At 75.5% G+C, this 26070-nt stretch carries 21 protein-coding genes; 9 read left to right on the top strand and 12 right to left on the bottom strand.

The features are described from left to right. Positions 1-28: 28 nt before the first annotated feature. From EES41_RS05170 to EES41_RS05155, 3 genes are read right to left on the bottom strand one after another with little or no spacing between them, the layout of a single operon-like run. A complete protein-coding gene (locus EES41_RS05170; protein ID WP_123076045.1) occupies positions 29-1018 on the bottom strand; it encodes an ABC transporter ATP-binding protein in 990 nt (329 codons plus the stop codon). After that, positions 1015-3792 (bottom strand): hypothetical protein, encoded by a 2778-nt coding sequence (locus EES41_RS41285; RefSeq protein ID WP_164495750.1) that lies wholly within the window; start codon positions 3790-3792, stop codon positions 1015-1017. Before EES41_RS41285 ends, EES41_RS05170 begins: the two co-directional genes overlap by 4 nt. Further along, on the bottom strand, positions 3789-7157 hold the full coding sequence (locus EES41_RS05155; protein ID WP_123076043.1) for an FtsX-like permease family protein: 3369 nt from the start codon (positions 7155-7157) through the stop codon (positions 3789-3791). Before EES41_RS05155 ends, EES41_RS41285 begins: the two co-directional genes overlap by 4 nt. Positions 7158-7370: 213 nt before the next feature. Between EES41_RS05155 and EES41_RS05150 the strand changes: the two genes are divergently transcribed. Continuing rightward, positions 7371-8045: an ABC transporter ATP-binding protein gene (locus EES41_RS05150; protein ID WP_229895460.1), complete on the top strand. Its 675-nt coding sequence runs from the start codon at positions 7371-7373 to the stop codon at positions 8043-8045. Positions 8046-8235: 190 nt separating this feature from the next. On the opposite strand, the gene EES41_RS05145 is transcribed toward EES41_RS05150, so the two are convergent. The 3 genes from EES41_RS05145 to EES41_RS05135 form a co-directional block, all read right to left on the bottom strand. Then, a complete protein-coding gene (locus EES41_RS05145) occupies positions 8236-11829 on the bottom strand; it encodes an AAA family ATPase (RefSeq protein WP_123076039.1) in 3594 nt (1197 codons plus the stop codon). A 155-nt stretch (positions 11830-11984) separates the two neighbouring features. Further along, on the bottom strand, positions 11985-12572 hold the full coding sequence (locus EES41_RS05140) for a hypothetical protein (RefSeq protein ID WP_123076037.1): 588 nt from the start codon (positions 12570-12572) through the stop codon (positions 11985-11987). Beyond that, positions 12569-13474: a LysR family transcriptional regulator gene (locus EES41_RS05135; protein ID WP_250569888.1), complete on the bottom strand. Its 906-nt coding sequence runs from the start codon at positions 13472-13474 to the stop codon at positions 12569-12571. Before EES41_RS05135 ends, EES41_RS05140 begins: the two co-directional genes overlap by 4 nt. A 71-nt stretch (positions 13475-13545) precedes the next feature. Between EES41_RS05135 and EES41_RS05130 the strand changes: the two genes are divergently transcribed. Next, entirely contained in the window at positions 13546-14388 is an 843-nt protein-coding gene (locus tag EES41_RS05130; RefSeq protein ID WP_164495749.1) for an NAD-dependent epimerase/dehydratase family protein, read from the top strand. Positions 14389-14412: 24 nt separating this feature from the next. On the opposite strand, the gene EES41_RS05125 is transcribed toward EES41_RS05130, so the two are convergent. Next, entirely contained in the window at positions 14413-15159 is a 747-nt protein-coding gene (locus EES41_RS05125) for a GntR family transcriptional regulator (RefSeq protein ID WP_123076033.1), read from the bottom strand. Positions 15160-15419: 260 nt separating this feature from the next. Between EES41_RS05125 and EES41_RS05120 the strand changes: the two genes are divergently transcribed. The 6 genes from EES41_RS05120 to EES41_RS05095 all read left to right on the top strand — a co-directional run bounded on the left by EES41_RS05120 (position 15420) and on the right by EES41_RS05095 (position 20911). Further along, entirely contained in the window at positions 15420-16553 is a 1134-nt protein-coding gene (locus EES41_RS05120; RefSeq protein WP_174261796.1) for an ABC transporter substrate-binding protein, read from the top strand. After that, entirely contained in the window at positions 16553-17452 is a 900-nt protein-coding gene (locus tag EES41_RS05115) for an ABC transporter permease subunit (RefSeq protein ID WP_123076029.1), read from the top strand. The genes EES41_RS05120 and EES41_RS05115 overlap by 1 nt, the downstream gene beginning before the upstream one ends. Further along, entirely contained in the window at positions 17440-18372 is a 933-nt protein-coding gene (locus EES41_RS05110; protein ID WP_250570185.1) for an ABC transporter permease, read from the top strand. Before EES41_RS05115 ends, EES41_RS05110 begins: the two co-directional genes overlap by 13 nt. Positions 18373-18378: 6 nt before the next feature. After that, positions 18379-19506 carry an ABC transporter ATP-binding protein gene (locus EES41_RS05105; protein WP_123076027.1) on the top strand — a complete coding sequence of 376 codons (1128 nt, stop codon included), beginning with the start codon at positions 18379-18381 and terminating at the stop codon, positions 19504-19506. Further along, entirely contained in the window at positions 19503-20177 is a 675-nt protein-coding gene (locus EES41_RS05100; protein ID WP_302186148.1) for an HAD family phosphatase, read from the top strand. Before EES41_RS05105 ends, EES41_RS05100 begins: the two co-directional genes overlap by 4 nt. 185 nt (positions 20178-20362) lie before the next feature. Next, positions 20363-20911: a DUF1062 domain-containing protein gene (locus EES41_RS05095; protein WP_123076025.1), complete on the top strand. Its 549-nt coding sequence runs from the start codon at positions 20363-20365 to the stop codon at positions 20909-20911. Between the two features lie 86 nt (positions 20912-20997). Here EES41_RS05095 and EES41_RS05090 read toward each other — a convergent pair whose 3' ends face one another. After that, positions 20998-21504, bottom strand: coding sequence for a hypothetical protein (locus EES41_RS05090; protein WP_164495748.1), 507 nt, complete (start codon positions 21502-21504; stop codon positions 20998-21000). An 86-nt stretch (positions 21505-21590) separates the two neighbouring features. Between EES41_RS05090 and EES41_RS05085 the strand changes: the two genes are divergently transcribed. After that, the gene (locus EES41_RS05085; RefSeq protein WP_123082272.1) at positions 21591-22676 is read left to right on the top strand and encodes a DUF2330 domain-containing protein; all 1086 of its coding nucleotides are present in this window, start codon (positions 21591-21593) and stop codon (positions 22674-22676) included. Positions 22677-22702: 26 nt separating this feature from the next. Here EES41_RS05085 and EES41_RS05080 read toward each other — a convergent pair whose 3' ends face one another. From EES41_RS05080 to EES41_RS05065, 4 genes are all read right to left on the bottom strand, one after another. Next, complete coding sequence (locus EES41_RS05080; RefSeq protein WP_123076021.1) at positions 22703-23566, bottom strand: DMT family transporter; 864 nt, start codon at positions 23564-23566, stop codon at positions 22703-22705. Positions 23567-23681: 115 nt separating this feature from the next. Then, a complete protein-coding gene (locus tag EES41_RS05075) occupies positions 23682-24179 on the bottom strand; it encodes a MepB family protein (protein WP_123076019.1) in 498 nt (165 codons plus the stop codon). Beyond that, entirely contained in the window at positions 24176-24997 is an 822-nt protein-coding gene (locus EES41_RS05070) for a RimK family alpha-L-glutamate ligase (RefSeq protein ID WP_123076017.1), read from the bottom strand. The genes EES41_RS05075 and EES41_RS05070 overlap by 4 nt, the downstream gene beginning before the upstream one ends. Further along, positions 24994-25968 (bottom strand): RimK family alpha-L-glutamate ligase, encoded by a 975-nt coding sequence (locus EES41_RS05065; RefSeq protein WP_123076015.1) that lies wholly within the window; start codon positions 25966-25968, stop codon positions 24994-24996. The genes EES41_RS05070 and EES41_RS05065 overlap by 4 nt, the downstream gene beginning before the upstream one ends. Positions 25969-26070 lie beyond the last annotated feature (102 nt).

The raw sequence follows: 26070 nt of genomic DNA, 5'->3' as shown, positions 1-26070 counted from the left end.
CGGAAGTGACGCCCGCCCCGGAGGGGGCCTACCGGGGGCCCGTCCCGTCGGGCTCCCCGGCGGCCTCGGGGTCCTCGGTGGCGTCGGGGCGGACGGCGATGTGGTCGGCGGCGAGGTCGACGGCGACGCGGTGTTCCATGCCGAGGGCCTGGAGGAACTTGTGGGGGAGCTGGACGCGGCCGGTGCGGTCGAGCATCACGTACTCGCGTTCGGTGGTGGTCTCCTCGCCGTGTTCGTCGGTGGTGGTGCGGCGCAGGACCTCGCTGCTGGTGCGGCCGTCGCGGATGGCGACGGTGCGGCGGACCTCGCCGGCGACGAGGGGGTCGTGCGTGACGATGACGACGGTGGCGCCGAGTTCGCGGTTGACGGTGCGGAAGGCCTCGAAGACGGCGGCGCCGGTTTCGGAGTCGAGTTCGCCGGTGGGTTCGTCGGCGAGCAGGACGGCGGGATCGTTGGCCATGGCGACGGCGATGGCGACGCGCTGCTGTTGTCCGCCGGAGAGTTCGGCGGGCCGGCGGGCGTGGAGGTCGCCGATGCCGAGGGCGTCGAGGAGCTGGTCGACGCGGGCCGCGTGCGCGCGGGCGGACCTGCGGCGGGGGTCCCCCAGTTGCATGGGCAGCGCGATGTTCTGGGCCGTGGTGAGGAAGGGGAGGAGGTTGCGGGTGGTCTGCTGCCAGACGAAGCCGACGGCGGAGCGGCGGTAGCGCAGGCGCTCCTTGGGCGGCATGTCGAGGAGGTCGTGCCCGGCGACCGTGGCCTGGCCGGCGGTGGGGGTGTCGAGGCCGGCGAGGATGTTGAGCAGGGTGGACTTGCCGCTGCCGGAGGCTCCGACGAGGGCGACGAGGTCGCCTTGGCGGACGGTGAGTTCGAGGCCCTGGAGGGCTTGGACTTCGATGCCGTCGGTGCTGAAGATGCGGACGAGGCGGTCGCAGGTGATGGCGGCGTCGGCGGCGTGGCCGAGCGGGGCGGCCGCGGCGAGGGCCTGGCGGCGCAGGTCGTCGAGGGTGGGGCTGGTCATCGGCTGTCTCCCGCTCGGAGCTCGGTGGTGATCTGGCGTCGTCCGGAGATCGCGGCTTCGGCCAGGACGGCGAGGACCGCGAGGGCGGCGAGGGTGAGGGTCTGGGTGGTGAGGGGACGGGGGAGGATGCGCAGGCCGGTGGGGACGGCGGTGCCGACGAGGGAGGAGAGGTCCACGGCGGGGCCGAGGAGCGCGACGGCGGCCGCGGCGAGCAGGCCTCCGCCGCAGGCGGCGGCGACGGCCTGGGGCAGCGCCTCGGCGAGGATGAGCGCGATGCCCTGCCGCGGCCGCAGGCCCATGGTCCGCAGCCGCGCCAGCGACGCCGCCCGCTCGGGCGCCGCCCGGGCCAGCGTGATCAGCAGCGCCAGCAGCGCGAAGACGGCCGCGGCGGCGACCGAACCCCAGAAGATCCGGCCCGCCGAAGCCTGGAGCGGATCGCGCCCGAGCTCGGCGGCGGTGGCCTCACTGGTCTGGATCAGCAGGCGCTCGGCGACCGCCGCCGGGACCGTCTCCCGGACGAGCGCCCGCAGCCGGGCGTCCGCGACCGGCCCCAGCCCGAACCAGAGGTTGGGCTTCGCGGCCCGGGGGACCTGGGCGAGCACGGGACCGGCGGGCAGCACGATCGTGGCCGCGCCGGCGCCGGGCAGCGCGGGCGTGCCGTCGAACTTCCCGACGGGCCGCGCCCGTAGCTCCTCGCCGCCGCCGAGCCGTAGCCGGTAGCCGCCCTCGGTGGCCTTCGCCGCCAGGTCCTTACTGAACAGCGCCGGTACCGGGGCGTCCGCCGCCGGGCCGCCCGCGAGCAGTCCCGGATCGAACTGCCCGCGCCCCACGGCCCGGGCCAGCTCCGCGTACGCCACCGGATCCGCGACCACCACCGTGATCCGCGGGGAACCCTGCCCGCCGGCGCCGAACAGGAACGCCTCGGAGTCCGTCCACACCGAGAGGCCGGTGCGTACCCCGGACAGAGCGGTGGCCGCCTCCGTCAGCGCCCGCGGCAGCGAGTCCCCGGCGGCCGCGGCGATCCGGGCGTCGCCGCCGACGCTCTGGCGGGCCGCCTGGGCACGGGAGCCGTCGACCGCCGTCAGGACGTTCGCCCCGAACCCGGCCGTGGTGACGGCGAGCAGCAGCGCCACCAGCGGCAGTACGGAGGGCCTTCCGCGGCCCCCGGCGCCCCGGGAGGCGCGCGCCAGGCCCAGGAAGCCGATCACTCCGGACCCCCGCCCGGCACTCCGGGCCAGGGCCCCCATCAGCGGGGGCTGGATCCTGGCCAGCAACAGCCCGCCGGACAGCGCCAGCAGCAGCGGCGCCGCGATCAGCAGCGGGTCCACGCCCTGCCCGGCCGGGGCGATCCCGCGCGAGCGGACCTCGTACACGGCCGCCGCGGTCGCCGCGACGACGAGCAGTTCCCCGACCAGGCGCCGGCGCGCGGCGGGCCGCCCGCGCCGGGCGGACAGCAGCACGAGCGCCCGTACGGGAAACGCCAGCAGGGCGAACAGCGTGGTGGCGGCGGCCGCGAGGAGCGCGGGCGCCAGCCGTGGCGTCGGCAGCAGCGACACCGCGAGCGCGGTCGCGAGCACCGCGCCCGGCAGTACGGTCACGGCACTCTCGCCGAGGAGCCTGCGCAGGATCTCGGGGCGCGAGCCGCCGCGCGCCAGCAGCAGGATCAGCTCGGTCCCGCGCCGGTCCCCGGTGAGCGCGGCGGCCAGGCAGAACACCACCAGGGCCACCCCGGCGACCCCGGCCGGACCGATCGCGGTGAGCGGCGCGGCGGCCTGCCGGCGCGCCTCGGCCTCCTCGAACAGGGCCGGCAGCCGGGAACTGATCCGCAGGTCGTTGCGGTTGGCGTCCCGCGTCAGCTGCGTGGCGGTGGGGCCGGACACGTACGCGGCGACCTGCCGCCGGGTCTCGGGCAGCTCGTGGACGTGCAGGCTCCCGGTGTCCACCGGGAGCCGCCAGAAGTCCGTGGCGCCGCCGCCCCATTGGACCAGCCGCTCCAGCCCGCCGGGGCCGACGAGGGCGAAGGTCTGCCAGTAGTTCTTGGGCAGGGAGGACGGGTACACCCGCAGGCAGGCGCGGGTGAGGCAGGGGAGGTCGCCCCAGTACGGATCGGCCTCGTCGGCCGCCTCGTACAGGCCGACCACCTCGGCGGAGGTCGCTCCGGTCACGGAGGGGGCCGCGTTCAGCACCGTGCCGACGCGGACGTTCAGCGTCTCGGCCGCGCGGTGCGACAGCGCGACCTCGACCGGCTTCCCGGGCGCCGCGCCGTCCGGCCAGCGGCCGGCGGCGAGCCTGGTGTGCTCCGGCGCCTGCTTGAGGTAGCCGAGGCCGAGGGCGACCGGTACCGCCTCGGGCTGGGGGAGTTCGGGGTTGGTGAGCGAGCGGGTCTTGAGCCCGAGCGAGCCGTGCACCTCGGCGCCGGGAACGAGGCCGAACCCGTCGCCCGTCTTCGCCCGCAGCACGTCCAGTACGGAGTCCAGTTCCGCGGCGGAGGGGCCGGCGGGCCGGGCGCCGGCGGTGGCGTACAGGCTCGCCGCCGTGGGTCCCTTGTCCGTCAGGTAGTCGCGCAGGGCCTGGTCGGCGCCCCGGTCCAGGGCGCGCGGCAGGCCGGCGGCCAGGAGGACGGCGACGAAGGCCAGGGCGGCGGCGAGCAGCGAGGCCGTCGGGGTCGCCCGCAGCCGGGTGCGCACCCAGGGCGTGGGGCGGGTCCGCCGGGGCGGGACGGGGCCGGGCGGCGGAACGGGACCGGGCGGCGGGCCGGGCGGCGGGGTGGTCACATCTCCTCCACGTGCCGCAGCCGGGCGGCTGTGTTCATGACGTTCCTGTTCCTCGTACTGCCGAGCACCGCCGACAGCAGCGGTACCGCGGCGATGGCGGCGGTCAGCAGTAGCGTTTCCCCGGCCGGCAGGTCCACCAGGACCTCCGGCACCGGACGGCGCGCGGCGGGGGTCAGCACCACCAGCGGGACCACCAGGTGCACGATGGCCGCGCCCAGCGCGAGCCCGACCCCGGCCCCGAGACCGACCAGCACACCGCTCTCGGCGGCGGCCGTCCGGGCCAGGTCCCGCCGGGGTGCCCCGAGCGCCAGCAGGATGGCGAACTCGCGGCCCCGCTCCCGCGAGGCGGCCGCCGCCGAGGCGGCGAACCCGATCGCGGCGAGCACCGCGCAGGCCAGTGCCAGCGCCGCCAGCGCCGCCTGCGGGCCCGCGCTCAGCGGGTCGTCCAGCAGCCCGGCGGCGACCTCCTCGCGCAGCTCCACCCGCTGGGTGCGGGCCCCGGCGCGCAGTTCGGCGGCCGCCTCGGCGGGAGCGCGGTCGTGGGCGGACGCGGCCGGCAGCCACCACTCGTCGGGCGGCGGCAGCTCCAGCCCGCCGCGCGTGGCCAGCAGCCGCCCGGCGGCGGCCGCGTCGACGGCCACGGCGGTGTCCCCGGCCGCGGGCAGCGAACCCACGGCGGCGGTGATCCGCACCGGTACGGAGGTGCCCGCCAGGGTGACGGGCACGACATCGCCGACCTTGGCGTCGACGGCGTCGAGATAGGCGTGCGTGGCGATCCCGGGGATGTCGGCGGCGCCGGCCCCGCCGGTGGTCACCGCGACTTCGGAGCCGGCCCCGCCGTTGTACCCCAGCCGCAGCAGGGGCGCAGCGCCACCGGAGGCGTTCGGCTCGTCCGGCAGCAGGATCCCGTTGGGGGAGGTGGCGCCGCTGCCGCTCCGTGCCGGGGCCGACAGGGTCCAGGCGGGCGCGGTGACCCGGAGGGGAACCGCCGGACCGGACCCGTCCTGCGCGACGGAGATCCCGCGCACGGCCAGCTGACCGGCGTTGCCCGAGGAGGTGTTGTGGGAGACCAGCACCCCGGCGATGCTCAGGGGCGGCGCCGCGGACCCGATCGGGGCGTCGACCAGGGCGCCGACGTCGAACGCCGCGGTGACGTCGCCGCTGTCCGGGAGGCGGACCATCGGCATCTGGTAGGTCAGCCCGAACCGGTCGCGCAGCAACAGGCCGAGGCGGGGCCCGCTCCCGTCACCGGTGCGCTGCACCGTCACGTCGAGATCGATGCGGCGCGGGGCCCCGGGCAGCGGGACGCCGGTCGACGCGGTCGACGCGGTCGACGCGGTCGACGCGGTCGACGCGGTCGAGGCGGTTGTGCTGGTCGCGCCGGTCGTGCTGGTCGCGCCGGTCGTGCGGGTCGAGGCGGTCGAGCCAGGGGAGCCGGCGGCATCCGCCGCGAGGGGGGAGAACAGCCGCTTCATCGACCGGCCGTCCCGCAAGTCCTCGCGCAGCGGCACCCGTTCGGCTACCGCGGCGGCGTCCAGCGCCAGCAGCTGCCCGGCCTTCCCGCCCGGCAGGTCCTGCCGGGAGCGGATCACGGGGAGCACCCGCTCGCCGCCGGGCAGCGCCGCGTACCGGCCGCCCCGGCCCAGCGGCGCCAGCTCGCTCTCGGAGATGCGCAGGCCCCCGGCGGTGGCGAAATCGGCCTGGTCGCGCTGGGATCCGGACCACGCGGTGTGCTGCCCCAGTGCCAGGACACCACTGGAGACGGCCAGGACCAGCAGCAGTACGGGCCCGGTGGCCCGCCCCGGCCGGCGGGCCAGCTGCCAGCCCGCCAGCGCCGGGCCCAGCCCGCGCCCGCGGGCCGCGATCCGCCCGCCCAGCCGCGCCGCGAACGGCAGCAGCCGCAGGACCAGCAGGGTGCCCGCGCACAGCGCCAGCGTCGGCGCCGCGACCAGCACCGGGTCCACCCCCAGGCTCCCCGTTCCGCCGGCCGGAACGCCGCCCTCCCCGCTGTACCGGTCGAGCTGGCGGTACGCGAGGAACGCGAGCGCCAGCAGCGCGAGGTCCGCGCCGGACCGGGCCGCGCTCCCCACCAGCGCCTGCCGGCGCCCGGCCAGGCGCAGGGCGCCCGCCGTCGCCCCGCGCAGTACGGAGGGCAGCGTCGTCAGCAGCACGCACACCAGCGCGCAGCCCGCCGCGACCGGCCACAGCAGCCAGGTCCCCGACGTGTCGCCCAGCGGCACCCGGGCCAGCGGGCCCACCCGGCCCAGCAGCCCGAGCAGAGGCGGGGTGAACAGCGGTGCGAGGACGGCGGCGGGCAGGGCCAGCAGCACCGACTCGGTCGCGGTGAGCGCCCCGAGCCGGCGGCGCGAGGCGCCGCGCGCCATGAGCAGGACCCGCTCGAACTCCTGTCGCTCCGTGAGCAGATGGGCCACCAGTAGCAGCGCCGCCGAGGCCAGTACCGCCAGTTGCAGAGCGCCGACCAGCAGGCTGGACCGGGCGACCACCTGCCCCGACTCCAACGCGGCGAGGAATTCGGGGAGTTCGGTCTGTGACTGGAGCGCCGACGAGGTCTGGAGCCCGGCCTGCAAACCCACCGCGCGCTCCCGCATCGCCGCCGCCTCCGCGGGCCGCAGGCCGTCGAGATCGGGCGTCAGCAGGGAGCTCCGGCCGTTCTGCGGCAGCCCGCCCGCGGTGAAGACGGAATCGTCCACGAGCAGCGGGCCGTACGTGGTGAAGGTGCCGACCCGCATCTCCCGGCCGCCCAGCGGATCGAGCCGCCAGTACGGGGCGTCGGGTTCGGCAGCCCGGTACACGCCGGTCACCAGCACCGTGAGCGGCGGGCCGCCGAACCGGTCGTCGAGCCGGACCTCGGCGGGCAGCGCGCCCGCCGTCAGCCCGAGCCGGGCCAGCGTCGTCTGCGGGACGGCCAGCTGGATCCGGCCGTCCGCGCCCGCCGCCGGCTGCGGCAGCCGGCCCGCGACGAGCCGTACCCGCTCGGGGTCGAGCGCCGCCAGCACGGTCAGGTCGGCGTCCTTGCCCGGGGCGTGCTCGCCGGGCAGCCCGTACGAACGGCTGCGCGCCAGGCTCTCGACCCCGACCCGCCGGTCGCCGAACAGGTCGGCCGCGAAGGTCCGTACGGCCCGGTCGTCCTCGGCGCGCGCCGACTGCGGATGGTCACCGGTGACCACGACCGCACTGCGCGCCCGGCCCGGGCCCTGGAGCGCCTGGCGCAGTCCGGCCTCGCCCACGGTCCGGGTGAACGCGAGCAGCGCGGTCAGCACGGTGGTGGTGATGAGCGCGGTCAGCAGCACCGCGGCGGCGAGCGGCCACCGCCCGCGCAACCGGCGCACGACGAAGCCGATCATCTGTTCTTACCCTCCCCGATCCGGACCTTTGGTACCGGATAGCGGACGATGCTGTCAGACGGAAAAGGGCAGGGGAAGGGCCTCGCGGGCAGGATGTGCATGATGAGCACATTCGAAAAAGCAGTGTGCCGGGGGGAATTGACCGGCCGAATCGAGGGGGATTCCAGCATGACGCGACAGCTGACCACGACCCTGGACCCGATCCTGGCCCCGATGGTGGTCGCCGAGGATCTGCACCGCAGTTTCGGTACCGGAGAACGGGCCGTTCACGCCCTGCGCGGAGTCTCTTTCGAAATTCGCCGCGGCGAACTCACCGCCCTTAAGGGACGTTCCGGTTCCGGAAAGACCACGCTCCTCAACCTGGTCGGCGGACTTGATTCCCCGACCCGCGGCAGCGTCACGCTCGACGGCACCGACCTGGCCGGACTGGACGAGAAGGGACTGCTCGCGATGCGCCGCGACCGCATCGGCTTCGTCTTCCAGTCGTTCGGCCTGATCCCCGTCCTCACCGCCGCCGAGAACGTCGGCGTCCCGATGCGGATGCGCAAGGTCGCGGCCGCGCGGCGCGAGGAGCGGGTCCGCACCCTGCTGGCCCTGGTCGGCCTCGCCGACCACGCGGAGCAGCGGCCCGGCGAACTCTCCGGCGGACAGCAGCAGCGCGTCGCCGTCGCCCGGGCGCTGGCCAACGACCCGGCGCTGATCATCGCGGACGAGCCCACCGGGCAGCTCGACTCCGAGACGGGACGCTCGATCATGCGGCTGCTGAGGGCGGTGGTGCGGAGCGAGGGAGTGACCGTACTCGTCGCCACGCACGACCCGGCCCTGATGGAACTCGCCGACCGGGTGGTGGAACTGCGCGACGGCCGCGTCGTGGAGCCGGCCGAGTAGCCCTCGGCCCCGGTCGCGGAGCTCCCTGGAGGCCGCCCCCGACGCGGTGGCCTGCGCACGCCACCCGGCGAAACCCACGGCGAAACCCACGGCGAAGCCGGATTCCGGTTCGGGTCCGCAGCCGCAGCCGCAGCCGCGCCCGGAGCCGGAGCCGGACCCCGGGCCGGCGTGGACTCGTGGGCGACGGGGCTCAGGGGCGCGGGGGCAGCTGATAGGCGCGCCGTTCCTCCCGCGTCGGCGGGTGCAGGATCCGGGCGGCGGCCAGCCGGAGCAGCGGCCCGGCATCGGCACCGGCCGGGGTCCACAGCCGTACGGTCCGGTCGCGCGAGGCGGTGGCGATCCGGGTGCCGTCGGGGGACCAGCACAGCCCGTTGACCCAGTCGGCGTGCACGCCGAGGACCGAGACGGCCGTACCGCCCGCCGGGTCCCAGAGCCGGACCGTCCGGTCCCGCGAGACCGACGCGAGCCGCGTACCGTCGGGTGACCAGGCGAGGTCCTGGACCCGCTCGTCGTGCCCGGAGAGCACGACGGGCCCGGCGGCGGGGCCGGCACCGGCCGCGCCGGGGAACTCCCACACGCGCAGGGTCCGGTCGCGCGATCCGGTGGCCAGCCGGGTGCCGTCCGGGGACCACGCGACCTTCCACACGTGGTCGGTGTGGCCGCGCAGGGTGGCGACGGCCCGGCCGCTCTCCGCGTCCCAGACGATGACCGTACGGTCGGTGCCGCAGGTCGCCAGCCACGCCCCGTCCGGGGACCAGTGCGCCCCCGTCACCCAGTCCGCGTGCCCCGACAGGACCCGGGGCGGCCGGCCGCCGGCCGCGTCCCAGACCCGTACGCTGCCGTCGCGCGAGGCGGTCGCGATCCCGGCGCCGTCCGGGGACCAGCACACCGCCGACAGCTCCTCGCGGTGCCCGTGGAGGGCGGTGTGCTCCGTACCGTCCGTCCCGTAGACGGCCGCGCTGCCGTCCCGGCGTCCCACGGCGATCCGGGTACCGTCGGGTGACCAGGCGAGGTCCCCGCACTCCCCGGTGCGCAGGATCCCGGCGGGGGCGCCGTCGGCCGGGTCCCACAGCCGTACGGTGCCGTCCTGCGAGGCGCTCGCGAGCCGGGTGCCGTCCGGCGACCAGTCGGTGCGCCACACGGAGTCGGTGTGCCCGCGCAGCACCGCCCGCGGGGCGCCCGCGTCCCACACGGCCACGGTCCGGTCGCGGGAGGCCGTCGCGAGCCGCGCCCCGTCGGGTGACCAGGCGACGGCGTACAGGGTGTCGGTGTGCCCGGCCAGCCAGACGGCCGCGGCGTCCTGCGGATCGGGCGCGTCCAGGTCCCAGATCCGGGCGCCCCGGTCCTGGTCCCCGGCGGCGAGCCGGCGCCCGTCCGGGGACCAGGCCAGGCAGTTGATGCCGTCCATGCTCCGCAGGGTGCGCAGGTTCTCGCCGGTGTACGGGTCCCAGAGCACGGCCGTCCGGTCCGTGGAGCCGGAGGCCAGCCGGGTGCCGTCCGGGGACCAGGCGAGCGCGGCCACGGTGTCCTGGTGCCGCAGCACGCGGACCACCCGGCCGTCCGCCACCCGCCAGATCCGCACCCGGCGGTCCTTCCCGGACGCGGCCAGCAGCGTCCCGTCCGGCGACCAGACCGCGTTCCACAGCATGCGGGCGTGCCCGACGAGGGTCCCGGCCAGGGTGAGGGTGTCGGTGTGCCACAGCCGCAGCGGGCCGGCGCCGCCCGTGACCAGGAGCCGGCCGTCCGGGGAGAACGCCACCACGGAGAGTCCGGCGCCGCCGCCCCCGCCGCGCATGTCCGGCTGGCTCACGGTGTTCAGCGGTCGCCAGGTGGTGGTGGACCACAGCGTGAGGCGGGCGTCGCGCGTCACGCACGCCAGCCGGGTGCCGTCGGGGGACCAGGCCACCGCGCGCGGCCAGTCGCCCGGGACCGGGATCTCGACCGGCGCCGCCGCGGAGCCGCTCCCTCCGTCCGCTCCCGCTCCCGCTTCCGATTCCGGTCCGGGACCGGATCCGGCTCCGGGCCCGGTCTCCGACGCGGCCCCCGCCCCGGATTCCAGCCCGGCACCGGACCACACCCGGATCCGCCCGTCCCCCGAACAGGCCGCGAGCCGGCTCCCGTCGGGGGACCAGGCCGCGCCCGTGACCGGCCGGTCGAAGTCCTGGTGGACGGCCCGCAGCCGGGAGGCGTCCACCGCCGACCGCAGCGCCTGGACGGCGGCCGGTGTCGGCGCGTACTCGGTGACCGCGGCGTGGGCGATGCCGATCGCGGTCTCCGGCTCCCGCTCCACGTTCTCCAGCACCCGCGCGGCCACGGCGTCCGCGGTACGGGCCCGGGCGTCGCCGTCGCAGCGGGCGGAGGCCCCGACGAACTCCGCCGCGAGCCCGGACAGCGGAGCCCCGGCGCCCGCCTGCCACGCCCGGGCCGCCTGGAGCCGCTCACCGGTCAGCAGGTAGGCCCCGGCGCGCCCGGCGAACTCCCACTCCTGGGCCCAGCGCTCCAACTCGGCCCGGCGGCGCAGCTGGTCGAGCCGGTCCGCGACGGCCAGCCGCAGCGGCCGCCACTGCCGCAGCAGCGCCTCGTGCGCGACGCCGAGCGTCCCGGCGTCCGAGGTGAGCAGCCGGCCGGCGACGAACGCGTCGGCCATCTCCCGCTCGGCGGAGCCGAGTTCGTCCCGCGGTACGCGCCGCCGCGTCGGCTCGCCCCGCTCCACGGTGACCAGCCGCAGCAGCATCTCCACGACCGGGTCGGCGCCCTCCCGGGGGCCCGGACCGAGCAGCGCCGCGTGGATCCGGTCGGCCTGCCCGACCAGCGCGCCCGCGACCCCGCCGGCCTCCCGGTAGTGCGCGTGGGTGAGGGTGGACCCGGCGCCGCCGGCGCGTGCGTACAGCTCCTGGAGGGCGTACGCGAGCAGCGGGAGGGCGTCGCCGCCGCCGCAGTCGTCGACGATCCGGGACACCAGGCCCGGCTCGAAGGAGGCCCCGGCCGCGGCCGCCGGCCGGGCCACCACCTCGTGCAGGGCGTCCCGCCCGAGGGGGCCGATCAGCACCGGTTCGTGGGCGAGTTCCGCGAGGTCCGCCTCCAGGAACCCGGTCAGGAAGTCGGACCGGAGCGTGCCGACGAGCCACACCTTCGGTTCCCGGCTCAGCAGTTCCCGTACCTCCGCGGCGAACGCCGTCCGCTCCCGGGGCCCCGACAGCGTCAGCAGTTCCTCCAGCTGGTCCACCACGAGCGCGAGCGGCCGCGCCCGCCCGGCCTCGGCGACCGCCTGCCGGAGCGCGCCGACCGGGTCGGTCCCCGGGGTGAAGACGGGTCCCGCGTGCCAGCGGGAGCGGCGCGCGGTCAGGGCGGGCAGCAGTCCGGCGCGCACCAGGGAGGACTTGCCCGATCCGGAGGGGCCGACGACGGTCACGAACCGCCGGGCCCGGGCCGGTACGGGCGGGTGCAGCCGGGCCACCAGCTCGGCGGTCTCCCGCTCGCGGCCGAAGAACACGGCCGCGTCCGCTTCCCCGAACGCCTCCAGGCCCGGGTACGGGGGCTGACCGGCCGTCCACGACGGCGGCGCGGGCAGCGGGCGCCGCTCCAGCCAGCGCAGCCACACCTGACCGCAGGCCAGGGCGAGGAGCGCCAGCCCGACCAGGGGTATCGACCACGCGCGCAGCACCCGCAGCGGCAGCGGCACCTCGCCCTCCACGCTCGTCGCGTAGTTGGTGGCTATCCCGAGCAGGGCTCCCAGCAGCATCAGAAGGACGTCGAGTACCAGTGCGAGGGGCCGTCGTTGCATAGCCGACGAACCTAGTCGCCGGGCCTCGGAGTTGGGAAACCGGGCCCGGCCCGTGGACGGCGCGGCAGGGCCGGAGGGCTTCCGCCGAGCGGTGTGCGGCGGCGTTGCCACCGTCATCCGCGCCGCCGACCGGGCCGTCGACCACCGGGCCGGTATCAGGGCGCGATCAGTGCTTCCATCGCCTCGGGCGGCAGCGCCGGATGGGCGGCCGCGGCTTCCGCGACCCGCGGGTCGGGGTGGGCGAGGAGGGCCACGAGGGTCTGCGGGGGCAGCGCCGGGTGGGCCGCGGCGTGGCGGGCGGCCCGCGTGTCGTCCAGGCAGGGGAGCAGTGCCTCGGCCGTCGCGTGCGGGTGCTCCGCGATAGCGCCCAGCGCCCGCCGCACCGGCGGCTCGTGCCGGGCCGGCTCCGCCAACAGGGCGCCCGGGGCGTCCGGGTTGGCCGCCACCCGCGCGTGGACGGCCACGCCGTGGCGCGCGACCATGGCGCGCAACCGGGCTTCGCCCAGCCCGGGGTGCGGGGCGACGGCCTTGGCCACCTTCGCGTCCGGATCGGCGGCGAGGGCGTCGCGTATCGCCGGCGGCAGGTCGTGGCGCTCGCCCACCAGAGCCCGTACGGTCGCGGGCGCCGACGCGACCAGCTCCGCGAGTTCGCCGGGCGGGGCGGCCGCGATCCGGGGCAGCGGGACCGCTGCGATCCTCGTCCCCCCGGCCAGCTCCGCGAGGACGTCCAGTACGTGGTTCACGAGCGCTCCATCCCGGCCGCGCCGGCCGCTTCGACGAGCGCTTCGACCAGGTCCTCGACGTACCGCGGCGGCGGCCGCCGGCGGCGGGCGGTGACCACCGCGATGTGCCGGGCGGGACGCGGTGGTTCGACCCTTACCAGGTGGGTTCCGGCGGACTCCGGGGCCAGTGCGATCCCCGGGATCAGCGAGACGCCGACGCCCGCCGCGACCAGCGTCCGGGCGAAGAAGTAGTCGGTGGTGGAGCCGGCCACCCGCAGCTCGAACCCGGCCCGCTCCGCGTACCGGCGCAGGAAGGCCTCCGTCCGCAGGCAGCCCAGCACCCAGCGGTCCGCCGCGAGTTCACCGAGGCCGACCGCCTCGCGCCCCGCGAGCCGGTGCCCCTCCGGGAGGACGACCCACAGCGGGTCCTCCGTCAGCGGCGTCCGGTCCAGCCCGGTGTGCGGCGGCAGCGGGCCGTCGAAGTGGTATGTCAGTGCCAGGTCGGCGACGCCGCGGCGCACCATCGGGACGGCGGCCTCCGGTTCGGCCTCCAGGACCGTCAGCTCCACCTCCGGATGCGCCCCGACGCACCGCGTCAGCGCCCCCGGCAGCAGCCGGCGGCCCCCGCTGGTGAACGTGGCGACCGTCAGCCGGGGCCGCTCCGTCAGCCGGTCGATCTCCCGGCGGACCAGGTCCAGTTCGGCGGTGATCGTCTCCGCCGTCTCCACCAGCAGCCGCCCGGGCTCGGTGAGCGTGACCCCGCGGGTGCTGCGCACGGCCACCGGCCGGCCCAGGCTCCGCTCCAGCGCCGCGATGTGCTGGGACACCGCCGACGGGGTCATGAGCAGGGCGGCGGCGGCCCTGCTGAAGCTGCCGTGCTCGGCCACGGACCGCAGCACCCGCAGCCGCTGCACATCGATCAACAGTTTTCCTTCACGCGCGTTCAGTGGGCCGCCAGTTCCGCCGGCGACCCTACAGCGGCAGGGTCGGACCCATGAAGCGAATTCTTGTCATCGGCGGCAGCCGGTACTTCGGAAAGCACCTGGTCAACCTCTTGGCGGAGGCCGGGCACGAGGTGAGCGTGCTCAACCGGGGCTCCGCCGTCCCGCCCCGGGGCGTGGGCCACCTCGTCGCCGACCGGGACGACGAGGAGCGGCTCCGCGCCGCCCTCGGCGGGCGCACCTTCGACGCCGTCGTCGACCAGGTCTGCTACACGCCCGGCCAGGCGGCCGTGGCCCGCCGCGTCTTCGCCGGCCGGACCGGGCGGTACGTGATGACCTCGACGATGGAGGTGTACGACCCCGCGCCGCCCACCGCCGAGGCCCTCGGCTACGCGGAGGGCAAGCGGCGGGCCGAGGAGGTGTTCCTGGCGGAGCCGGCTCCCTTCGCCTTCGCCGCCGTCCGCACCGCGCACGTACTCGGCGGCGGCCGGGCGGAGTTCACCGGGCGGCTGGCGCACTACGTCGGGCGGATCGCCGCCGGGGCCCCGGTCGAGGTGCACGCGGCCCCGTACGCGACCTCCTTCATCCACCACCACGAGATCGCGGAGTTCCTGGGCTGGGCGGCGACGGGTACCTTCACCGGCGCCGTCGACGCCGCCTCCCACGGCGCGCTGGACGTGCGCGAGCTGTGCGGGCTGATCGCGGGGCGGCTGGGCCGGCCGGTCCGCTACCGGGTCGTGGCCCCGGGCGCCGCCGCCTCGCCGTTCTCCTTCGACCGCGCGTACGCCCTGGACAACTCCCGCGCGGGCGCGCTCGGTTTCCGCTTCGGCCACGTCGCCGACTGGCTGCCGCGCGCCGTCGACGAGACGCTCCGCGCCGCCCCGGACCCGGCCTGAAGGAGACGGCCTGAAGGAGACGGACTAGCGGTCGCCCGCGTGCCGCTCCAGCGGCGTGGCCACCGCCGAGTTGCTCACACTGAACGTGACGCTCCCGGCCAGGTAGCGGTCGTCCGACCACTCGATCGGGCGCCCGGTGTTGGTGGCCGATACGTGCCGTTGGCGCAGCAGCGGGCTGCCGCGCCGGATCCCCAGCAGCCGGGCGTCCTCACTGCCGGCCGCGAGCGCGTCGATCAGGTGCTCGCCGTAGTGGGCGACGATCGCGGAGCCGGCCGCGAGGCCGTCCATGACCGAGCGGCAGTCCGGCTCCATCGCCTCGACCGCCGCCGCGACCCAGTCGGCGTACGCGGTCCGCTCCACCATGGTCGGCTCCCCGTCGAGCAGGCGCAGCCGCAGCACGGCCAGGATCTCCGTACCCGGTGCCAGCGCGAGGCGTTCGGCCTCCTCGGCGGTGGCCGGCCGCCGGGTCCGGGACAGGAAACGGCTGCGGACCTCGTGTCCGACGCCCTCCGCCCACTGGGCGAAGCTGTTCAGTTCGCCGAAGCTGTGCCGGCGCTCCTGGCGCAGCACGATCCGCCGGGCGCCCTGCCGGGAGCCGATCAGCCCCTCGGAAGCGAGGGTGGCCACCGCCTGCCGGACGGTGCCGCGCGAGGCGGACCAGCGCGCGGCCAGGTCGCTCTCGGAGGGCAGCTGGGCGCCCACCGGGTAGTCGCCGGAGAGGATCGCGGCGCGCAGCGCCTCGGCGATCTCCAGATAGCGGACCCTGCCCATCGCGTGTGCCCCCTCGCTCCTCGTCGTGTGCGGCCACCCTAACCAGGGGCCGTTCCCTTGATCATTGGAGCTGATCTGTCACGACTTCTTTCGGTCATTCGCATCTCTTCGTCGAGCCGTGCTCCACGGTCCAGCCCCCGTTCACCGTCCGTACAGCGGGCACGGGCGAACTGGAGCCAACTTGTTCAGACAAGTGATGCCCCCCTTAGTCTCCGGGAGAGACCGTGCTCAGTTCCTCCGCCCGTCGCGGTGCGGCCGTACTGCTCAGCGCCGCCGTCCTGACCACCCTCAGCGCGTGCGGCGCCGCACCCGAGGAGAAGACCGCCGGCGCCACCGCCGACGGCAAGGCCAAGGTCCAGCCGGGCGCCGCCACCTCGGTGGCCGACCTGGGCGGCATGGAAGCCCTGGTCGCGGCCGCCGAGAAGGAGGGCCAGCTCAATGTGATCGCGCTGCCGCCGGACTGGGCGAACTACGGCGAGATCGTCAAGGCCTTCCAGGCCAAGTACCCCAAGATCAAGATCAACAGCGAGAACCCGGACGCCGCCAGCGCCGACGAGATCGCCGCCGTCAAGTCCCGCAAGGGCCAAAAGCGCGCCCCCGACGTCCTGGACCTCGGCATAGCCTTCGCGCGCAGCGGCGCCACCGAGAACCTGTTCGCCCCCTACAAGGTCACCGCCTGGGCCAAGATCCCCGACGCCCAGAAGGACGCGGACGGCCGTTGGTACAACGACTACGGCGGCTACGTCTCCATCGGCTGCGACGCCGCCCGCATCCCGAACTGCCCGCAGACCTTCGCGGACCTGCTGAAGCCCGAGTACAAGGGCAAGGTCGCCCTCAACGGCAACCCCACCAAGTCCGGCTCCGCCTTCGGCGGCGTCTACGCGGCCGCCCTCGCCAACAAGGGCTCCTTCGCCGACGTCCAGCCCGGCATCGACTTCTTCGGCCAGCTGAAGAAGAGCGGGAACTTCATCCCGGTCGAGTCCACCCCGGCCACCGTGGAGAAGGGCGAGACGCCCATCTCCATCGACTGGGACTACCTGAACGCCGGCTACGCCGACCAGTTCAAGGGCAAGGGCGTCGACTGGAAGGTCGCCGTCCCCACCGACGGCGTCTACGCCCAGTACTACTCGCAGGCCATCAACAAGGAGGCCCCGAACCCGGCGGCCGCCCGCCTGTGGATGGAGTTCCTCTACAGCGCCGAGGGCCAGAACCTCTGGCTCAAGGGCTACGCCCGCCCCGTGCTGCTCCCCGGCATGACGCAGGACGGCACCGCCGACAAGGACGCCGTGGCCAAGCTCCCGAAGGTCGAGGGCACCCCGGCCTTCCCGGCCTCCGAGCAGCTCGACAAGGCCAAGGCCACCCTCGCCGAGAAGTGGGACAAGGCCGTCAGCTGATGTCCGCCACCACCACCCCCCACCCGAAGGGGACCGCCGGCGGCAACCGCCGCCGGCGGCGCGGCCCCCGCACCTGGCTCGCCGCCCTCCCCCTCCTCGCCTTCACCGGGCTCTGCTTCGGCATCCCGCTCGGTGCCATCGCCTTCGGCGCGGTCACCCGTACCGACCCGGCGACCGGCGCCGTCCGGCCGACCGGCGAACACCTCGCGCGCTCGCTCCAGGGCCCCTACCTCGGCTCGCTCATCGGCAGCGTCCAGCTCTCCGCCCTCACCGCACTCGTCGGCGGACTGCTCGGCGTCCTGATCGCCCAGGCCGTGGTCACCTCCCGCTCCACCGCCCTGCGCGGCGCCGCGCTGACCGCCTCCGGCGTCCTCGCCAACTTCGGCGGAGTCCCGCTCGCGTTCGCGTTCATCGCCACCGTCGGCATCTCCGGAGTCGTCACCCAGCTCGCCGACCTCGGCGGCCTCGGCTGGAGCCTCTACTCCTTCACCGGCCTCACCGTGGTGTACCTGTACTTCCTGATCCCGCTGATGGTGCTGGTGATCGCCCCGGCGCTGGACGGACTGCGCCCCCAGTGGCGCGAGGCCGCCCAGAACAACGGGGCCACCGCCGGACAGTTCTGGCGCCACGTCGGCCTGCCGGTCCTCGCCCCCTCCCTGCTCGGCGGGTTCGTGCTGCTCTTCGGCACCGCCTTCGCCGCGCACGCCACGGCCGCCGCCCTCGTCGGCGGCTCCGTCCCGCTGGTCACCCTCAAGATCGCGGACGCGCTGTCCGGCAACGTACTGACCGGCCAGGAGAACGTGGCGCTGGCCCTCGGCCTCGACATGATCCTGATCGCCGGCCTGGTCATGGCGGTCTACCTGCCCCTCCAGCGACGGAGCGCCCGATGGCTGCGATGACCCCGACCGCCCCCGACACGGTGGAGGCCGGGACCTCCGGCGCGGCGCCGCGCGCGAGCACCCGGCGCCCGCGCCTGCGTCCCCGCCCCCGTCCCCGCGTCTGGCGCGGAGCCGTCCTCGCGCTGGCGGGCGCGTACTTCCTCACCCCGCTCATCGCCTCCTTCGTCTTCACCGTGCACGTGCCCGGCCGGGGGATCTCCTTCGAGGCGTACACCGAGCTGCTCGCCGCCGACGGATTCACCCAGAGCCTGCTGCTCTCCCTCGGCCTGGCCGCCGCGACCATCGCGCTGTCGCTGCTGCTGGCCGTCCCGGCGCTGATCGCCGTACGGATCGGCTCGCCCCGGCTGCGGCCCGTCGTCGAGGTGGTGTGCATGCTGCCCCTGGTGGTACCGCCGATCGCCCTGGTCACCGGCATCACCACGGTGCTGCGCTGGGGACCGGAACACCTCTCGCGCACCCCGCTCTACCAGACGTTCCTGGCCGTCCAGAACGAGGACTTCCCCGTCGTCCTGGTCCTCGCCTACACCGTGCTGGCGCTGCCCTTCGTCCACCGCTCGCTCGACGCCGGCCTGCGCGCCATCGACGTGCCGACGCTGGTCGAGGCCGCCCGCAGCTGCGGAGCGAGCTGGCCGCACGTCGTCCTGCGCGTGCTGCTGCCGAACCTGCGGGCCTCCCTCGCCGGAGCGGCCTTCCTCACGCTGGCCCTCGTGCTCGGCGAGTTCACCATCGCCTCCCTCCTCGGCTTCCGGCCCTTCGCCGTGTGGATCGTCTCCATCTCCGGCGCCCAGGCCCGGATGTCGGTCGCCGTCTCCATCCTCAGCCTGGTGATCACCTGGCTGCTGCTGCTCCTCCTGTCGCGGGCCGCAACCGTCCCGGCCACCGTCTCCGCCGCTCCCGCCACCTCCCGCAAGGAGTCCTGAACCCTCATGTCCACCACCCTTCCCGCCGTGCGGAAGCCGGGAGACGCCGACGCCAGGGACACCGCCGCGGGCGCGCGCGTCGAATTCCGCGGTCTGCGCCGCGCGTTCGGCTCCACCGTCGCCCTCGACGGCCTCGACCTGACCATCGAGCCCGGTGAACTCGTCGCCCTGCTCGGCCCGTCCGGCTGCGGCAAGACCACCGCCCTGCGCGTCGTCGCCGGCTTCGAGCAGCCCGACTCCGGCGAAGTCCTCGTCGACGGACAGGACATCACCCGGGTCCCGGCCAACCGCCGCGACGCCGGCATGGTGTTCCAGTCGTACAGCCTCTTCCCGAACCTCAGCGCCCGCGACAACGTGGCCTTCGGCCTGCGCGTACGCAAGGTGGCGGCGGCCGAGCGCCGCGAGCGGGCCGCCGAACTCCTCGACCTGGTCGGCCTCCCGGACCACGGCGACCGCTACCCCCACCAGATGTCCGGCGGCCAGCAGCAGCGCGTCGCGCTCGCCCGCGCCCTCGCCCTGCGGCCGCGCGTGCTGCTGCTCGACGAACCGCTCTCCGCGCTGGACGCCAAGGTCCGGGCCAACCTGCGCGACGAGATCCGCCGGCTCCAGCTCTCCCTCGGCATCACCACCGTGTTCGTCACGCACGACCAGGAGGAGGCCCTGTCGATGGCCGACCGCGTCGCCGTGCTGAACGCCGGCCGGCTGGAGCAGTGCGCGGCCCCCGCCGAGCTGTACGAGCGTCCCGCCACGCCGTTCGTCGCCGAGTTCGTCGGCACCATGAACCGGCTCCCCGGGCGGCTCGCCGACTCCGGGCTCGTGGAGGTCGTCGGCGCGCGCCTCCCGGTGGACGGCCCGGTGCCGGCGACGCGGGACGTGGAGGTCCTCGTACGCCCCGAGAACGTCACCGTCACCGTCCCCGTCCCGGCCGACGCGGACGCGGACGCCGACCGCACGGCCACCGTGGTCTCCGCCTCGTTCCTCGGCTCCGTGACCCGGCTCCACCTGGTCCTGCCCGACGGCACCTCCGTCAAGGCCGACCTGCCCTCGCGCGACGCCGGCGCGCTGGTCCCCGGCGCGCGGGCGACCGTGGGCCTGACCGAGCGGCCCGTCCTCGTCGTGGCGAGGCCCGCGTGAGCGAGCTCGGCGCGGTCCTCTTCGACATGGACGGCACCCTCGTCGACACCGAGGTGCTGTGGTGGCGCACCACCGAGGAGGTCGCGGACGGCCTGGGGCACGCGCTGACGGACGCGGACGCCCCCGAGGTGGTGGGCCGCGCGGTGGAGGACACCGCCGCCCACCTGGTACGGGTGGCCGGCGCGGGCGACGCCGCCACGGTGGCGGCCGAGCTCACCGAGAACTTCTTCCGCAAGGTGGAGGCCGGGGCGCCGATGCGGCCCGGCGCCATGGGGCTGCTGACCGATCTGGCCGCCCAGGGCGTGCCGTTCGCGCTGGTCAGCGCCTCGCCCCGGGTGGTAGTCGACTCGGTGGTCGGTGGTTCGCTGGCCCGGGTGCCGTTCGCCTTCACCCTGTCCGCGGACGACACCCCGCGCACCAAACCGCACCCCGACCCGTACCGGGCGGCCGCCGAACGGCTCGGCCTCGCACCGCGGGAGTGCGTCGCGGTCGAGGACTCCCCGGACGGCGCCGCCTCCGCGGAGGCGGCCGGCTGCGGGGTCCTGGTCGTGCCCTCCCTGCTGCCGGTCCCGCCCTCCCCGCGGCGGGTGTTCGCCCGGTCGCTGGAGGAGGCGGACGCCGAACTGCTGCGGCGCTGCCTGGCCGCGGCCCACGGCGGCCCGTCCGCATAGGGCGCCGCAAAACCAGTGGAGCCGCCCCGCTGGGGGCCGTTACCGTGCTGCCGGACAAGTCGTCTAGGCAAGGACGTTCCGTTGTACACCCTGTGAGACCCCCCGAGTGCTGATTCGTCGCGCGGCGCGCATGTGCGCCGCGCTCCTTTCTGCTGCGGTCTTCTCACTGGAACCGGTGTACTTCTGTGCTCAATACCTGGGTGGTCACTCCCACCTGCCTGCCGCTCGTTCTCCGCCGATGCCACACGTGCGCGTCCGAGCGTTTTCGGGCGAACGGCAAATTCCGCGTCAACGCCAACCACAAGCTCCTCGACGCCTGGCTCCTCGTGCTGTGCACCGCTTGCGGGGACACGGCGAAACTCACGGTCCTGGAGCGGGTGCACGTGCGCTCCGTACGACCCGAGATGCTGGACCGACTGCATGACAACGACCCGGGCCTGGCAGCCGAACTGCTCCAGGATCCGGTCGTGCGGCGCCGCAATCACATCGCCCTCGACTGGGACGGCGCCTGGCGCCTCGACACCGGCGGATCGGATCACCTGGACGGCGAAGTGCTCGACGTCTCGGTCCGCTTCGTGGCGCGGATCCCGGTCCGGCCGGTGCGATTGATCTCCGAGGGGTGCGGTCTTTCCCGGGCCGAGGTCGAGAGACTGATCACGGACGGGAAGCTCGTCTCGGCGGTCCGGCTGAGCGGCAAGCTCTCCGGGGACTTCACCTTCATGCTCAAGCGCTGACCCCTCCCCGGGGCCCAGGGCCTGTCCGGCGGGATCCGCCGGACAGGCCCTGGCGCGGATCCGGCCGGCGGCCGTCTCCGGGCGGGTCAGGTCATGCCGAGGATGTCCAGGATGGCCCGGGCGTACTCGACGTTCCCGGCGGCCGGGCCGCCCGCCGCCTCCCGGTGCAGCCCGGCCGTCCCGGTCCGGATGAACGCGGCGCACTGCCCGTACAGCCCGGCCTCGTGGCTGCTCCCGTCGTCCACGCAGCACAGCAGGCACAGCAGCGTCCACAGCAGGGCCTCGCGGGTGTCCTGCCGGGGCGGGCCCGCGGCCCACACCGCCATCAGTACCCCGCACACCGCGGGGGCGGGCGGCTTCAGGGCCTCCGCGAAGAAGACGTGGCCCTCAAGGGCGCGGAACGCGGACGGATGGCCCTCGGCCGCGTCCCGTACGGTGCCCACCAGATGGCTCGCGGAATGCCCGCAGCCGCACGGGATCGCTTCCCAGTCGTGCCGGGCGAGCTCCGCCTCCACGGAATCCGGGATCAGCGGACTGAGGGGCGGCGCGGGGCGTCGCTTCCCCGTCCGCTGCGGCATGTCGTTTTCCCACATGGCGCACAGTATGAGGGCCCGGGCGGCAGGCCCGCGACGGTGGTCGGAACCGTATGGCGCGACGGGCCGTCCCAGACCCCGTGTGGATGAGACGAAGAATTACGGCCGTACTGTTCGCCCTGCTCGCGACGCAGCTGGGATCCCTGATCAGCCCGGCGTACGCGTGCGGGTGCGGGGCCATGATCCCCGACCGGATGGCCCGCATCGGGGTCGACCGGGAGACCTCCGTCGTGCGCTGGGACGGCCGGGCGGAGCAGATCGTCATGCGCTTCACCGTCGGGGGCGACGCCAAGCGGGCCGCCTGGATCATGCCCGTGCCGAACCGGGCCGCCGTCGAGCTCGGCGACGCCGCCGTCTTCGACCAGCTCGCCACGCTGACCCGGCCCGAACGCAAGACCCGTACCCACTTCTGGCCGCGCGAGCGCGACTGGCCGTTCTCCGCCGGCTCCCGGGACGGCGTCGGCGCCCCGCTCCCCGGCGCCGGGGCGCCGGCCGTCGGCGTCGTGGGCCGCGAACGCCTCGGAGACTTCGACGTCGCCCGCCTCACCGCCACCGACCCCGACGCACTGCGCGACTGGCTGCGGTCCAACGGCTTCGAGCTGCCGGACCGGCTCTCCACCGAACTGCGGCCGTACGTCGACCAGAAGTGGGAGTACGTGGCCGTACGCCTCGCCCCCCGCGAACCGGGCACACCGCTGCGCGGCAACCTCGACCCGCTGCGGATCCGCTTCGACAGCGACCGGCTGGTCTACCCGATGCGACTGTCCCGCATGGCCAGGACCGCCCAGTCCCTCGGCCTGTACGTACTGGCCGACCACCGGATGGAGCCCAGCTCGCCGATCGGCGGCGACGCCCCCGAGGTGACCTTCGCCGGGACCGTCACCCCCCACGGCTCACTGGCCGATCTCACCGACGGCAAACCGGCCTTCCTCACCGCCATCGACCAGCGGTTCCCCGAGCCGGGGCGGATCGACGGCGACCACGAACTGCGCCGGACCGCCGCCGACACCCCGTACCGCCGGGCCGTCTACCACGACGAACTGCTCACCTTCGGCGACGTCCCCGCCTGGATCCTGACCGTCGGGGGCGCCCTCGCGGCCGTGATCGCCGCGGGCCTCGCCGCAGGGCTGCGGATCCGCCGGACCAGGGTCCTGCGCCGCGCCGCGGCCTGACGAGGCGTACCGCGCCCCGGCGGGCGTTACGGCGCCTCGGCGCCGACCTCCGGGCGGGACAGGGCGAGGATCCCGGCGGCGATCAGCGCGAGGCCGAGCAGCTGGGGGAGCAGCCACCAGCCCGCCCGGACGTGCTCCTCATACAGCAGCACGCCCAGCGCGATGCCGAGCGTGGCGTCGCCGAGCGTCAGCGCGGGCTGCGAGGCGACCAGCGGCCCGCCCTGCATGGCGTGTTCGAGCAGCAGCAGGGCGCAGATGCCGGTCGCCACGAAGGCGTACGTCTGCCAGGCGGTCAGGAACGCGACGATGCCGCCGCCGTCGCCGAGGCGGACCACGGCGGACTTCATCAGCGCGGCCGTGAACGCGTAGCAGACGGCGGTGGCGGCCCCGAGGCAGCAGGCCCTGGCCCGCCCGGGCGGGCGCCGCAGCCCGGTCACGGCGAGGACGGCGACGGCCGCCGCGCCCCCCACCAGGGCCGGGATCCACCGATCGAGCGGCACGTCCGTCAGGTTCCCCTCGGGCGAGGCCCCCACCAGCGCCAGCCCCAGCCCGCCGACCACCGCGGCCACGGCCAGCCACAGCGCCCGCGGCAGCCGCCGCCGGCCCAGCAGCGAGGCGATCAGCAGCGCGAGCGGCAGCTCCAGCACGAACAGCGGCTGTACGAGGGCCAGCGGGCCCGTCGCGAGCGCGACGGCCTGCCCCGCCCCGGCGGCGATCACGGCGAGGATCCCGGCGACCCACACCGGCCGGCGCAGCAGATCGCGGATCAGGCCGAACCGGAATCCGGCGCTCTGCGGCACGGTGAGGGCCGCCCTCCGCTGGAGCACGGTGGCCAACGCGTTGCTGAGCGCCGCGAACAGCGCGAGGAGGACCGGCAGGACGACGCCCATCCCGCGATCCTCACGGCGCCCGCGCCCCGCCCGCCCCGCCGACACGCCGGCCCGCCCGCATTCCCCCGTCCGCGCCGCGCCGGAGCCGCGTGCCCTCGGCCGGGCCGGGGCCGCGTCAGGGGTGGTAGAGCCGTCGCGCCCGGCCGAGGTCGGTGGTGGCGGGCGTGCTGAGGTCGAGGAAGTGCTCCAGCTGCCAGGCCTGGGTACGGGCGGCCTGGCGGCTGGGCACGGTCACCCACGGCGGGTACACGCGCAGGGCCCGCTTGCCGCCGGCGCCGTCCACGGAGACCACTCCGTGCCGGCGCATCGCGTCCATGGAGAACACGAACTGGCCGAAGTGGCCCTGGTCGCGGCTGCTGATGACGAAGAGGTCCACGGGATCCGCCGCGTCGAACGGCTGGATGGGGCCGCCGGGGGACCTCTTCCACACCGTGACGAACTGACCGACCTTCGTCGGCGTCGTCCGCGCCACCCGGAACCGGACGGCGCGGCCGTCGAGGGTGAACGCATGGGCGGCGTACTCGGCGCTCTCGGCCTCCGGTACCGGCTCCGAGCAGGCGAAGCCGCACGGGTCGTAGGCGAGTTCGCGCGCCGCGCGCAGCTCGGGGTTCATGAGTCCGTCCCGTCACGAGGGGCCGGGACGGAGGGCGATCCGGCCCGGCGCAGGGTCAGTGAGGCCAGGGCCTCGGGGGCGCCGGCCTGGCCGCGGACGCCGGGGAAGGCGTTGACGTCCACGATCAGCGGGGCGCCGTCGCGGGATTCGATGATGTCCACGCCGTACACGTCGAGCCCGAACGCCTCGCCGACCCGCAGCGTCAGATCCGTCCAGGCGGACGGCAGCCGCGGCAGCGGCAGGTTGGGGCCCCGGCCGTCCGGCGAGAGTTCGGAGCGGCGCCGGGCCGCGAAGACCCGGCCGCCGATCGCCCAGAGCTTGTGGTCCCAGCCGTTGTTGGGTGTGAACGCCTGCACCACCACCGGCTCCCGCGGCCATGCGCGGGCCAGCTCCGCCAGCTCGGCGGGGGTGTCCACACGGGCGACCAGATCGCCCCGGCGGCTGCGCCGGCTCTTGACCACCACGGGGGAGTCCAGGGACTCCTCCGCGGCCCAGGCCGACAGCGAGGCGTGGGTACGGGTGGCCGCGAACGGCAGGCCCGCCCGTACGGCCAGTTCCGCCATCTCGGTCCGGTCCTGGCACCGTGCGGTCGCGGCGGCGGAGTTCACCACGGGCGCGCCGCGCCGCTCCAGCTCCCGCGCCAGCTCCAGGGCGCGGGGCGTGCGCGACTTCAGCAGGTACACGTCGGCCGGCGGCCCGGGAACCCCGGGCGCGTCCCCCGGATCCAGTACCTCCACCCGGTGCCGGGGTGCGAGCAGCGCGGCCGCGCCCGCCAGCAGCGGGTGCCCGGGTTCCGGCGTGATCAGGCCGATCCTCACAGCGGCTCACCCGCCCGGGCGGACACCTGCGCCGGGATCGACACGGACAGCGCCTGGGCCCGGGGCCGGGGCGCGGGCGGCGGGACGGGGGCCGGCGCGGAGAGGGGGGCTGAGACGGGGGCGGCGGCGGGGGCCGGGTGCGCCGGGGGGACGGGAGTGCCGCCCGCCCGCGCCAGGTCCAGTACCGCCCGGGCCACCCGGGCCGCCGCGTCGGGGACCTGACGGAAACTCGGGAAGTCGTTCACGTCGACCACCATCGGCCCCTCCGGTCCCAGGAGCACGTCCACCCCGTACAGGTCCAGCCCGTACACCGCCCCCACCTGCGCGGCGATCGCGGCGACCTCCGCCGACAGCGGCACCCGGCGCTCCCGGACCGCCGGATCCGGGTGCAGCGGCGAGCAGCGCTCGGTCGCGAACAGCTCTCCGCCGACGGCGTACACCTTGATGTCGGTGCCGGAGTTGCGCACGTACGGCTGCGCGATGAGCAGGCCCTCGCCCGCCAGTTCCGGGAGCAGCGGTTCGAGCAGCCCCGGCGAGGACACCAGGTGGACCGCCCGCCCCGAACTGCCGTCGGAGGGCTTGACGACGAGGGGGTACTCGGAGGCCGGGATCTCCCGCAGCAGCTCCGGCCGGGCCACGGCGTACGTCGTCGGCATCGGCAGGCCCCGGGTGCGTCCGATGGCGGCGGCCAGCGCCTTGTCCCGTACGCCCCGGATCGAGCGCGCGTCGTTGACGGTGGTCATCCCGGCCGCGGCGGCGGCTTCGAGCAGCGTCAGCCCCGGTCCGCCGGACACGGTCTTGAGCACCCACGCGTCGTGCGTGCCCGCGCCCATGACCTCGGTCATCCGCAGCAACGATCCGCCCGGCCGCACCACGTCGACCTCGTGGCCCCAGGCCGTCAGCTGCCGGACGACCTCGTTCGGCATGCCGTCGTGGCGGTAGTGCTCCTCCACCAGGAAGCAGAGCCTCATCGACCTTTCCCCACATTCCCCGGACGTCCGCCGATCCCGTCCGGCGAGTTGTGACGTCACAGGATGTCATGGACCGCAATGTGATGATCCCTCCGCATGCGC

Source organism: Streptomyces sp. ADI95-16 (genome assembly GCF_003721495.1).
Classification (GTDB): Bacteria; Actinomycetota; Actinomycetes; order Streptomycetales; family Streptomycetaceae; genus Streptomyces; species Streptomyces goshikiensis.
Note: the sequence above shows the minus strand (reverse complement) of the source record. Positions and strands in the feature narration are given on the sequence as shown.